10 protein-coding genes are annotated in these 12,353 nt (G+C 61.6%); 2 read left to right on the top strand and 8 right to left on the bottom strand.

Annotation, left to right across the window (positions count from 1 at the left end; translation table 11 throughout):
• Position 1 precedes the first annotated feature (1 nt).
• From tldD to mreB, 8 genes are all read right to left on the bottom strand, one after another.
• The gene (gene tldD, locus PMI35_RS32000; protein ID WP_008054353.1) at positions 2 to 1,444 is read right to left on the bottom strand and encodes a metalloprotease TldD; all 1,443 of its coding nucleotides are present in this window, start codon (positions 1,442 to 1,444) and stop codon (positions 2 to 4) included.
• 18 nt (positions 1,445 to 1,462) lie between these two features.
• Positions 1,463 to 2,311: a carbon-nitrogen hydrolase family protein gene (locus PMI35_RS32005; protein ID WP_008054352.1), complete on the bottom strand. Its 849-nt coding sequence runs from the start codon at positions 2,309 to 2,311 to the stop codon at positions 1,463 to 1,465.
• Between the two features lie 185 nt (positions 2,312 to 2,496).
• Positions 2,497 to 6,300, bottom strand: coding sequence for a YhdP family protein (locus PMI35_RS32010; protein ID WP_008054351.1), 3,804 nt, complete (start codon positions 6,298 to 6,300; stop codon positions 2,497 to 2,499).
• 75 nt (positions 6,301 to 6,375) lie between these two features.
• Positions 6,376 to 7,833 (bottom strand): ribonuclease G, encoded by a 1,458-nt coding sequence (gene rng / locus PMI35_RS32015; protein WP_008054350.1) that lies wholly within the window; start codon positions 7,831 to 7,833, stop codon positions 6,376 to 6,378.
• A gap of 48 nt (positions 7,834 to 7,881) precedes the next feature.
• On the bottom strand, positions 7,882 to 8,478 hold the full coding sequence (locus PMI35_RS32020; RefSeq protein ID WP_008054348.1) for a Maf family protein: 597 nt from the start codon (positions 8,476 to 8,478) through the stop codon (positions 7,882 to 7,884).
• Between the two features lie 32 nt (positions 8,479 to 8,510).
• Positions 8,511 to 9,002 (bottom strand): rod shape-determining protein MreD, encoded by a 492-nt coding sequence (gene mreD, locus PMI35_RS32025; RefSeq protein WP_008054347.1) that lies wholly within the window; start codon positions 9,000 to 9,002, stop codon positions 8,511 to 8,513.
• Positions 9,002 to 10,123, bottom strand: a complete 1,122-nt coding sequence (gene mreC, locus PMI35_RS32030) for a rod shape-determining protein MreC (protein WP_081504764.1) — start codon at positions 10,121 to 10,123, stop codon at positions 9,002 to 9,004. Before mreC ends, mreD begins: the two co-directional genes overlap by 1 nt.
• A gap of 141 nt (positions 10,124 to 10,264) precedes the next feature.
• Entirely contained in the window at positions 10,265 to 11,302 is a 1,038-nt protein-coding gene (gene mreB, locus PMI35_RS32035; RefSeq protein WP_002555108.1) for a rod shape-determining protein MreB, read from the bottom strand.
• A gap of 211 nt (positions 11,303 to 11,513) precedes the next feature.
• Between mreB and gatC the strand changes: the two genes are divergently transcribed.
• Together gatC and PMI35_RS32045 are read left to right on the top strand one after the other, a co-directional pair.
• Positions 11,514 to 11,801, top strand: coding sequence for an Asp-tRNA(Asn)/Glu-tRNA(Gln) amidotransferase subunit GatC (gatC, locus tag PMI35_RS32040; RefSeq protein ID WP_008054345.1), 288 nt, complete (start codon positions 11,514 to 11,516; stop codon positions 11,799 to 11,801).
• A gap of 16 nt (positions 11,802 to 11,817) precedes the next feature.
• The coding region (locus PMI35_RS32045) for an amidase (RefSeq protein WP_008054344.1) at positions 11,818 to 12,353 on the top strand (536 nt) is incomplete at its 3' end.

Raw genomic sequence — 12,353 nt, 5'->3', positions numbered from 1 at the left:
CTTACGAGCCCGTGCCACCCACGGTGATCGCATCAATCTTCAGCGTTGGCTGGCCGACACCCACCGGCACCGACTGCCCATCCTTGCCACACGTCCCCACACCACTATCCAGTGCCAGGTCGTTGCCGACCATCGACACCTTGCTCATGGCCTCCGGACCGTTGCCGATCAACGTCGCGCCTTTGACCGGGGCGGTGATCTTGCCGTCTTCGATCAGGTAGGCCTCGCTGGTGGAGAACACGAACTTGCCGCTGGTGATGTCCACCTGACCGCCGCCGAGGTTGGCGCAGTAGATGCCGCGCTTCACCGAGGCGATGATTTCCGCCGGGTCGCTTTCGCCGGCCAGCATGTAGGTGTTGGTCATGCGCGGCATCGGCAGGTGCGCGTAGGATTCGCGACGGCCGTTACCGGTGCGGGCCACACCCATCAGGCGGGCGTTGAGCTTGTCCTGCATGTAGCCCTTGAGCACGCCGTTTTCGATCAGCGTGGTGCACTCGGTCGGCGTACCTTCGTCATCGACGCTCAAGGAGCCACGGCGACCGGCCAGGGTGCCATCATCGACGATGGTGCACAGCTTGGACGCGACCATCTCACCCATGCGCCCGCTGTACGCCGAGCTGCCCTTGCGGTTGAAGTCACCTTCCAGGCCGTGGCCGACCGCTTCGTGCAGCAGCACGCCCGACCAGCCGGAACCCAGCACCACCGGCAAGGTACCGGCCGGCGCCGGAATGGCTTCCAGATTGACCAACGCCTGGCGCAATGCTTCACGGGCATAGCCCATGGCGCGGTCTTCGGCGAGGAAATAACGGTAATCGGTACGCCCGCCACCGCCGTGGCCACCGCGCTCGCGACGGCCGTTCTGTTCGACGATCACGCTGACGTTGAAGCGCACCAGTGGCCGTACATCCGCCGCCAGGCCACCATCGGTGGACGCCACCAGAATCCGCTCCCAGACACCGGCCATGCTCACGGTGACTTGCTGGATACGCGGGTCGAGGGCGCGCGTGGCGGCATCGATGCGCTTGAGCAGATCGACTTTCTCGGCGCGGGTCAGCACTTCCAGAGGGTTATCCGGCCCGTACAACTGCGCCACATCCTGGGTGGTGAATGCTTGCACGGTGCCATTCTGCCCGGCCCGGGAGATCGAACGGGCGGCACGGGCCGCCGCGCCCAAGGCTTCCAGGGTAATGGCATTGCTGTAGGCAAACCCGGTCTTCTCACCGGATTGCGCGCGAACGCCAACCCCTTGGTCGAGGTTGAAGCTGCCTTCCTTGACGATGCCGTCTTCCAGCGCCCAGGACTCGGAAATCTGCCCTTGGAAATACAGGTCGGCGGCATCGATGCCGGGGCCGGCCAGGTCGCCGAGCACACCTTGCAGGCTTTCGATCGTTACGCCACCGGGTGCCAGGAGGTGTTCACTGACTGAGGACAACAACTCGCTCATATGCTTTACGCCTTAAATTCATCGTTCTGAGGCAGGCCGCTGGGCGCCCTGCGAGAAAAAGCGCCGGTGACTGGACACCGGCATCCGCGCCCGGATGGACGCCTGTTCGCTGCTATCGCGTTCGGCCAGCAGCACGGCCTCGCCTTGATCCTGTTGCGCCAGCACCCGTCCCCATGGGTCGACAATCGCCGCATGGCCCCAGGTTTCCCGTGGCCCTGGATGCGTACCACCCTGGGCGGCCGCGAGCACATAACACTGGGTTTCGATGGCTCGCGCACGAATCAGCACGTCCCAGTGCGCGGCACCGGTCACGGCGGTAAAAGCCGACGGTGCGGTAATCAGTTCCGCGCCGGCAGCCCGTAATTCACTGTAGAGCTCCGGGAAGCGCAAGTCGTAACAGACCGTCAGGCCGACTCGCCCGACCGGTGTATCCGCGACCACGACGCCACTGCCATAAGCATAGTCATCGGATTCGCGATAACGGCCGCGATTGTCCGCCACGTCCACGTCAAACAAGTGCAGCTTGTCGTAGCGAGCGACCGTTTCGCCCTGATCATCGACCATCAACGAACAGGCATGCACCTTGGCCGTCGGTTGATCCACCGGCGGCAACGGCAAGGTGCCGGCCACTATCCATAACTTGAGGTCGCGGGCCGTCTGTTTCAACCAGGGCAGGATCGGACCTTCGCCCAGCGCCTCGGCGCGGCCGATATCGGCGATGTCGCGCCGGCCCATGGCGGCGAAGTTTTCCGGCAGCACGGCCAATTTCGCACCGCCCGCGGCTGCTTGTTCCAGCAACTGACGCGCCCGGGCCAGATTCCAGAGCACATCGCTCTGGCTGACCATTTGAATCACCGCTACAGACATGGCCTTTCCTTAGTCTGGAATTCAGCACACACCTGTAGGAGCCAGGCTTGCCGGCGAAGAACGGTAACGCGGTAGTACTGATAAACCGCGGCGCCTGGTTCGCGGGCAAGCCTCGCTCCTACAGAGATTAGCGTCGGAGCATTGGAACCTACGGCCATGCTACTCCATAGGTTTGGAGGATGGCGTCAAAAAGCCTTGTCGAAGGTTATTTTCGGCTCTTTCCACGGCCCCTTGACGTTGTACTTCACGCTGGCAAAACGCGACACACGATCACCGATCAACTTGTCGATCAGGAACAGCGCCCCGCCGATCGCCGGTGCACCGACAATCAGCGCCGCAATGGGCAGGTTGTTGGTCACCGGCAAGGTCACCAGCAGTTTCGCATCGATCTGATCGGCCACCATGTTCAGGGTACCATCGAGCTCGATGGTGCTCGACGGGCCCGTCAGCCGGATTGGCTCGCGGGTCACGTACACGCCGTTGGTCGCCACCAGCAGGCCCTTGACCCGGTCATAGCTCATGCCTTTGCCGAACAGGTCGGAGAAGTCCAGCCGCAAGCGGCGGCCAATGGAGTTGAAGTTGAGCAGGCCGAACACCCGCAACGCCTGGGCACTGCCTTCAACCTCGACAAACTGGCCTTCCTTGAGCGACGCATCGAGGGTGCCGGAGAAACGCTTGGTCGCCAGCCATGCCGGCGAGCCGGGCCAGCGGCCGTCGACATCCATGCGAAATTCCTGGCTGGTGACGCTCGGCGCAAAGCCCCAGCCCTTGAGTACATCCGCCAGGTTCTTGCCACTGATCCGCCCCTTGTACCAGCTGGTGCTGGCGCCGGGCGCGCCTTCCCAACCGCCGCTGCCTTGCAACAGGATGCCCTTGAGGCCCAGATCCAGCGAGTTGAGTGCAATGCCCTTGGCGGTCGGACGCACCTTCAACGACCAGGCGCCCACCAGGTCGTTGCCCTGGTACAACTGGTTGATGGTGATATCCAGCGCAGGGATATTTTTCGGGTCTACCGAGGCCAGTGGATCCGGCGAGTTTTCGTCGGCCAGGACCTTTGGGTCAGGTGCCGGCAGCCGCACGGTTTGCAGGTTGATCACCATCGGTGCGGCCTTGGCATCGGGGATGCTGGCGGTGCCCTTGACCTGCTGGCTGTCGAGTTGCAAGGCCCATGCAGACGGTTTGCGCGTCAACTGCACCGCTGCCTGGTCCAGCGTGGTGCCGAAGGCGCTGAGCTTGCCGACCTTGATGTCCGCACCACTGAGCAACTGCTTGGCATTGCCGCCGGGGTCTTGGCCGGCATATTTGCTCACCAGATCCTGCCACGGGCCGACATCCAGTTCCGACAGCACGCCACGAATGCGCAGGCCCTTGGCCCCGGGCAGCACGGCATTGCCATTGCCGAGGAACAATTCGCCGCGACCGTTGGCAAAATTGCCGGTCGGCGCGGCAAACGTGAAGTTCGCCAATTCACCGTAGTTCACCCAGTAGCGCCGTTCGGGGCCCTGCAAGGTCATGCGGAACGTCGTATCGCGCCCCACGTCGGCAGCCATCCCGAAGGGCGCCGGCAAATCAACCGTTACGCCCTTGAGATTGGAATTGACCATCAACTGACTATCGGCGCCATCCAGGGTCAGTTGCAGTTGATACGGGATCACGCCGCTCACCGGCAACGGCTGGGTCACGCTCAACCAGTCCGTGAGTTTCTTGACTTCGACCTGCCCGGAAGCGGTGACCCGGGTATTGAGCTTGCCCTCGCGACCATCGGCGAAAATCTGCGCAGTCACCGGTTTATCGAAGGCGCGTGCACTGATGTTCTGCCCGCTCAACCCTTTGCTGCTGTCGAAACGGAAGTCACCCTTGAGCTGAGTCAGCTCGAGGGGGGGCTCGGGCAGTTTCAGGCGGGCCTTTGCCGTCTTGAAATCAACCAGGATCTTCGGCTGTTCGCCCTTGGCCAGCGGGATATCAAGCTTCAGCTTGCCTTGCAGATCGCCCTCGCCTTCCCAGCCAGCGAACGTCTCGGCTGTGCCGATCGGCGCTTCCTTGAGAATTTTCAGACCGTCGCCCAATCCGCCGGCGAACGCGCCATCGAGAAAAAGGTGACTGTTGTGCCCGGCAGGCACGTGGGGAATATTGACGTAGATGTCGCGAACCTGGGTGTCGAGCAATTGCCCCTTGCTGGCCAGGATCCGCACGCCACTGTCTTCGACGAACACGTCACCCGTGACCTTGCTGACATGCGGCCAGCCAGGCTGAAACGCCAGCTCGGCATCGTGGACCTTGAAAAACAGGCTGATGCTGCGGGCTGTTTCCTCCGCGCCATGGTTCAAGGAGCCTTGGTACTGGAAGAACCCCTGATCCACGGCACCTTTGAGAATCGCCGTGCGCAGCCATTCGTCCAGGGCCGGGCTGAGGACGGTCGGCAGGTATTTGGCGGTGTAACGACCGTCGCCGTCCACCAGACCGACCCGCAAGTCCATGTAGTCTTCCTGCGTCTCGTCGAAAAACAGGCGGATCAGGAAGTCGCCGGCAATCTTGCCTTCCTCGCCCAGTACCTTCAGGTACGGCGCGATCAAGGTGAAACTTTCCTTGTCGAGCTTCCAGGTCAAGGTCGCGTTGGCCTGGATGTATTGCCATGGCTTGGCGAAAATCGGGTCCAGGTGCAGCATGAAATCCTTGCTGTCCATGCGCAACTCGCCATGGCCAAGGTCGCCGCTGATGCTGCCCGTGACATTGCGTGCCGCGGGGGCGCCGTGATACGCGTCAAAGCCGACGCGGTCGAGGTTGGCCGCGAAGCTGAACCGGCTGTCGTCGGTAGCATTGGGCTTCACGTCGATCAGTACGTTGCGCAACCCACCGGTAACCTTGAGCCGCTCGACCACCTTGGCGACACCGTCCGGCAATGGCGCCAGGGCATTGAGCAAAGGTGTGAGTGGCGTCAGGTCGAGACGGTCGGCTTGCAGGTGCCAGAGATTTTGCGTCCGGTCTACGGCTTCGGTCTGCTTGAATTGCAGACGCGATTCCCAACGGGTCTCGCCAAGGTTCATGGCCAGGGAGTCAACCGTTACCAGCATGCCCTCGACGCTGCGCTGGAAATAAGCGTTAAGCGCCAGGTTGTTGACCTGGATCGGCTTGCGCTCGGCATAGGCACCTTTGAATTGCGGCGCATTCAAACGCACGGCGCCGCTTTGCAAGGCGCCCTTGCCCCAGGTTGCCCACAGCTCGCCACCGGCCTTGATCTCGGAGAAATTCCATTGCTGGGTCAGGGTTTCGGGCAACCATTTCGACCAGTCGCTCTGCGGCAAGCTCACATAGACTTGCGCTTCGCCATCCTTCCACTGGCTGGCACGAATACGGGTACGCACACTCAAGGCCAAAGGCTGGCCATCGGGCAGGGTCAAGCGGGCATCGAATCGCTGGCGGGATGCGCCGGCTTTCAGCGTCGCACCGACGTATGTCAGGGTCAGCGGCGATTCTCCCCACGGCTGCAAGGTGACCTGGCTGTCGAGTACCGACAGCTGCTGGATCATCTGCATGCGGTTGAGCAACTGCTCCGGATCGAGGGGCTGATCGTCCTTGACCGGCAAACCTTCCAGCCCCCACGCGCCGTCATCGCCTTGCTTGAGGCTGATCTTCAGGCCATTGAGTTCAAGATTGGCGATACGCACGTCGCGTGCCAGCAGACTGGCCCACACGTCCGGGACAGCCCGTACGTTTTCCAGGTGCAGGGCGTTGGCACCCTCGCCGACTGTCACATCGTGAGCCGACAAGATGGGCGCGAAGTCACTCCAGCTGCCTTTCAACTCGCCGATTTGCAGGGGCATGCCCAAGGCCTCGCTGGCCTTGGTTTCGACTTCTGCACGGTACTCGGCCACCAACGGCGCCAGTTCCCGGCCAAGGCTGACGTACAACGCCATCACCACCAAAACCAACGCGCACAGGCCCAGACCCCAGCGGGTCAGTGCGGCCAATATGCGTGTCAGACGCTCCATGTCAGTTGGCTCCCATGGCAAAAGTTCTGCAGAAAGCTGAGGCCAGCCGTTCAGGAAAATTCAGGGCGTAGCAGTTCAGAGCAGCACGACGTCGTATTGTTCCTGGGAATACATGGTTTCGACCTGGAACCGGATGGTGCGCCCGATAAACCCTTCAAGTTCGGCGACGTTACCCGACTCTTCATCGAGCAGGCGGTCGACGACTCGCTGGTTCGCCAATACACGATAGCCTTCCGCTTGATAGGCGCGAGCCTCACGCAGGATTTCGCGGAAGATTTCGTAGCAAATGGTTTCGGGAGTCTTCAGCTTGCCGCGCCCCTGGCAACTGGTGCATGGCTCGCACAGGACCTGTTCGAGGCTTTCGCGGGTGCGCTTGCGGGTCATCTGCACCAGGCCCAACTCGGTGATACCGATGATGTTGGTCTTGGCGTGGTCGCGCTCCAATTGCTTCTCGAGCGTGCGCAGCACCTGGCGCTGGTGTTCTTCGTCTTCCATGTCGATGAAGTCGATGATGATGATCCCGCCCAGGTTGCGCAGCCTCAGCTGACGAGCAATGGCGGTGGCGGCTTCGAGGTTGGTCTTGAAGATGGTTTCTTCAAGGTTGCGATGCCCGACAAACGCCCCGGTATTGACGTCGATGGTGCTCATGGCTTCCGCCGGGTCGACCACCAGGTAACCGCCAGACTTCAACGGGACTTTGCGCTCGAGGGCCTTCTGGATTTCATCTTCGACACCGTACAGGTCGAAAATCGGCCGCTCGCCCGGATAATGCTCCAGACGATCGGCGATCTCCGGCATCAATTCGGCGACGAACTGCGTGGTTTTCTGGAAGGTTTCCCGGGAGTCGATGCGGATTTTCTCGATTTTCGGGCTCACCAGGTCACGTAACGTGCGCAGCGCCAGGCCGAGATCTTCATAGATCACACTCGGCGCGCTGATGGTTTTGATCTGCTCGCTGATCTGGTCCCACAGCCTGCGCAGATAGCGGATGTCCATGAGGATTTCATCGGCCCCGGCGCCTTCGGCCGCCGTGCGCAGGATGAACCCGCCCGCTTCCTTGATGCCTTCCTTGGCCACGCAATCGGTGACCACCTGCTTGAGGCGTTCGCGCTCGGCTTCGTCTTCGATTTTCAGCGAAATACCGACGTGAGCGGTGCGCGGCATGTACACCAGATAACGCGAAGGGATCGACAGCTGCGTCGTCAAGCGCGCACCTTTGGAGCCGATGGGGTCCTTGGTGACTTGCACCACCAGGCTCTGGCCTTCGTGCACCAGCGCACTGATGCTCTCGACTGCGGGACCTTCACGCATGGAGATTTCCGACGCATGAATGAACGCGGCGCGGTCCAGGCCGATATCGACGAACGCCGCCTGCATGCCGGGCAATACCCGCACGACCTTGCCTTTGTAGATGTTGCCGACGATCCCGCGCTTTTGCGTGCGCTCGACATGAACTTCTTGCAGGACACCGTTTTCGACCACCGCCACGCGCGATTCCATCGGCGTGATGTTGATCAGGATCTCTTCACTCATGGCAGGGTCTCGTTCAGGCATGTTCACGATAATGGCCAGCTACGACGCTTAGTGCGCGTTATTGGGTTGCCAACAGGGTATGCCGAAATGGCCGAGCAGTTGCGCGGTTTCGCACAGCGGCAGTCCAACCACCGCCGAGTAACTTCCAGTGAGCCCGGCGACAAACACCGCGCCCAATCCTTGAATGCCATAGCCACCGGCCTTGTCCCGGGGTTCGCCGCTGGCCCAATAGGCCGCCGCTTCATCAGGGCTGATCTCACGAAAACGTACGTGACTGGTGACCACCAAAGACTCGCAACGCTCACCGTCGAGCAGCGCAATCGCGGTCAGGACCTGATGCTCGCGCCCGGATAACATCTTCAGCATGGCGCACGCGTCGTCTTCATCAACTGGTTTGCCAAGAATTTTTCCGTCGAGCACCACGGCAGTATCTGCACCGAGCACGCAGCAGGATGCTTCAGACGAGACGGCGCCGCGCCCGGCCTCGGCCTTGCCGCGCGCCAGGCGCTCGACATAGGCCGACGGGGATTCATGAGTCAAAGGGGTTTCGTCGATATCCGCACTGATGGCGGTGAACGGCACGCCGATCTGCGTGAGCAGTTCACGCCGACGCGGTGAGCCAGAGGCGAGGTACAACCGTTTCATCAAGACCTCTCCCTGTCTAATGCCTGAGCGAATTAATTGATTTTGTAGCGTCGACGCAATCCGCGCAAACCGAAGCTGACCCAAGGCCAGAGCAACGCACTGACCAGTGCCGGCAATACCAGCGCCAGGGTTGGCTGACGGTTGCCGGTCAGGGCACTGAGCCATAGCTGTACCAGCTGGGCGAGGCCGAAGATCACCAGGATCACCAGGCTCTGCTGCCACATCGGGAACATTCGCAGGCGTTGTTGCAGCGCCAGCACCAGGTAGGTGATGAGCGTCAGGATCAATGCATTCTGGCCCAGCAGCGTGCCGTACAGCACGTCCTCGGCCAGGCCCAGGCACCACGCGGTGACCATCCCGACTTTCTGCGGCAGGGCCAACGCCCAGAACGCCAGCAGCAAGGCCAGCCACAGCGGGCGCAGGATTTCCATGAATTGCGGCAGCGGCGATACGCTGAGCAACATGCCGACGGCGAAAGTCAGCCAGACGATCCAGCCGTTTCGGGAAGCAGTAACACCGACCATTATTCTCGTCCCCCAGTGGTAGCCGGCGCGGAGACTGGCGGTTTGGCAGCAGGCTTGACGACAGCGGGCTGCGCCGCCGGTAGCTTGGCGGGTGCCGTCGCGGTAGGTTTGGCGGCAGGTTTGGCCGGGGTCGTGGCAGCCGGCGCGGCCGCTGCTGGAGTCGCCGGAGCAGCGGGAGCCGCAACAGCCGCCGGTACAACTGCCGGCCTCGGCACGGTTGCCGGAATGATCGGCCCACCGCCCTGCGCATCCAGGCTTTCCTGGGCCTGGGCCGCATCGTTGGCGCGTTCTTCGGCCGTGCGGGTGTCGCTGAACACCAGCAGCAGGTATCGGCTGCGGTTCAAGGCGGCGGTCGGAACGGCGCGAACAATGGCGAAAGGCTGACCGGAATCGTGGATCACTTCCTTGACCGTCGCCACCGGGTAGCCCGCCGGGAAGCGCTGGCCGAGGCCGGAACTGACCAACAGGTCGCCTTCCTTGATATCGGCGGTATCGGCCACGTGGCGCAGCTCAAGGCGCTCCGGGTTGCCGGTGCCGCTGGCAATGGCGCGCAGGCCGTTGCGGTTGACCTGTACCGGAATGCTGTGGGTGGAGTCGGTCAGCAACAGGACCCGGGAGGTGTAGGGCATCAACTCGACCACCTGGCCCATCAGGCCACGGGCATCGAGTACCGGCTGACCGAGCACCACGCCGTCGCGCTCACCCTTGTTGATGATGATGCGATGGGTGAACGGGTTGGGGTCCATGCCGATCAGTTCGGCCACTTCGACCTTTTCGTTGACCAGCGCCGAAGAGTTGAGCAACTCGCGCAGCCGAACGTTCTGCTCGGTGAGGGAGGCAAGTTTTTGCATGCGCCCCTGCAACAGCAGGTTCTCGCTCTTGAGTTTTTCGTTTTCGGCGACCAGTTCGGTGCGGCTGCCAAACTGGCTGGCCACACCCTGCCATAGCCGCTGCGGCAGGTCGGTGATCCAGTAAGACTGCATCAGCGCCAGCGACATCTGGCTACGCACTGGCTTGAGCAGTGTGAAGCGGGCATCGACCACCATCAGCGCGACCGATAGCACGACCAGCACCAACAAGCGCACGCCCAGTGAGGGACCCTTGGTGAAAAGCGGTTTAATAAGCCGCTCCTCCCAGGCAAATGTTCTCTTTATTCATACGGCATCAAACCGGCCTGGATGCAGACGACAGAAGATAAACGCGAACAGGCAGCACTGCAAAGTGCCGCCTGCGCGCTCACAGCATGGAGGCGATCCGGCGACTTATTCGCTGGAAAGCAGGTCCATGGTGTGTTTATCCATCATTTCCAATGCACGGCCACCGCCGCGAGCAACGCAGGTCAACGGGTCTTCGGCGACGATCACCGGCAAGCCGGTTTCCTGGGCCAGCAACTTGTCGAGGTCACGCAGCAAGGCGCCACCACCGGTCAACACCAGGCCACGCTCGGCGATGTCGGAAGCCAGCTCCGGCGGCGATTGCTCCAGTGCGCTCTTCACGGCCTGAACGATGGTCGCCAGCGACTCTTGCAGCGCTTCGAGCACTTCGTTGGAGTTCAGGGTGAACGCGCGTGGAACGCCTTCGGCCAGGTTGCGGCCACGAACGTCGACTTCGCGAACTTCGCCGCCCGGATAGGCGGTACCGATTTCCTGCTTGATGCGCTCGGCAGTGGACTCACCGATCAGGCTGCCGTAGTTGCGACGCACATAAGTGATGATCGCTTCGTCGAAACGGTCGCCACCCACCCGTACGGATTCGGCGTAGACCACACCGTTCAGGGAGATCAGCGCAATTTCGGTGGTACCGCCACCGATATCCACCACCATCGAACCGCGGGCTTCTTCAACCGGCAGGCCGGCACCGATCGCAGCAGCCATCGGCTCTTCGATCAGGAACACTTCACGGGCACCGGCACCGAGGGCCGATTCACGGATGGCGCGACGCTCAACCTGGGTGGATTTGCACGGAACGCAGATCAACACGCGAGGGCTAGGCTGCAGGAAGCTGTTTTCATGAACCTTGTTGATAAAATACTGCAGCATCTTTTCGCAGACACTGAAGTCGGCGATCACGCCGTCTTTCATCGGACGAATGGCAGCAATGTTGCCCGGCGTACGGCCCAACATGCGCTTCGCTTCGGTGCCGACAGCAACGACACTTTTCTGGTTACCGTGCGTCCGAATGGCCACAACCGATGGCTCATTCAGGACGATACCGCGCTCACGCACGTAAATAAGGGTGTTGGCAGTGCCCAGGTCGATGGAAAGATCGCTGGAAAACATGCCACGCAGTTTCTTGAACATGGGAAAGGGACCCTAGGCAACGCGTGGGTAAAAAAGTGCGGCAAACTCTAACAACGACAGGGATTTTGGGCAAGGCGCCAATATGTTAAATTGGCCGCTTTTCTGTGCACCAAGCCCCACAATCGCGGCCATATGACCGTAGAAGTGCGGTAGTGTTCCGACAATCTAACACACGGACGCCGTCCGTCTTGTTTTCCACTGGAGAATCCCAATGGCGCTTGAACGCTCCGACGTGGAAAAAATCGCTCATCTGGCCTGCCTTGGCCTAAATGATGCCGATCTTCCACACATTACTTCGGCCCTCAACAGCATTCTCGGGCTGGTCGACGAAATGCAGGCGGTCAATACCGATGGTATCGAGCCGCTCGCCCACCCACTGGAAGCCAGCCAGCGCCTGCGTGCAGACGTCGTGACCGAGAGCAACAATCGCGAGGCCTACCAGTCCATCGCACCAGCGGTCGAAAACGGCCTGTACCTGGTTCCGAAAGTCATCGACTAAAGGGAAAGAGCCTGCAATGCATCAATTGACTCTGGCCGAGATCGCCCGCGGACTCGCCGATAAAAAGTTTTCCTCCGAAGAGCTGACCAAAGCCCTGCTGGCGCGCATCGCCCAGCTCGACCCGCAGCTCAACAGCTTCATCAGCCTCACCGAAGAGCTGGCGCTCACGCAGGCGAAAGCCGCTGACGCACGCCGCGCCAATGGTGAGAACGGCGCGCTACTGGGTGCGCCGATCGCCCACAAGGACCTGTTCTGCACCCAGGGCATACGCACCAGCTGCGGCTCGAAGATGCTCGACAACTTCAAGGCGCCGTACGACGCCACCGTCGTCGCCAAGCTGTCCGCTGCCGGGGCCGTGACCCTGGGCAAGACCAACATGGACGAATTCGCCATGGGCTCGGCCAACGAGTCGAGTTACTACGGCGCGGTGAAAAACCCGTGGAACCTGGAACACGTGCCGGGCGGTTCGTCCGGTGGTTCCGCTGCTGCGGTGGCCGCTCGCCTGCTGCCTGCCGCCACCGGCACCGACACCGGCGGTTCGATCCGCCAGCC

The sequence above is a fragment of the Pseudomonas sp. GM78 genome (genome assembly GCF_000282475.1).
In the GTDB taxonomy this organism is placed as follows: domain Bacteria; phylum Pseudomonadota; class Gammaproteobacteria; order Pseudomonadales; family Pseudomonadaceae; genus Aquipseudomonas.
The sequence above is the reverse complement of the archived record's forward strand: the minus strand, read 5'-3'. Positions and strand labels throughout refer to the sequence as shown.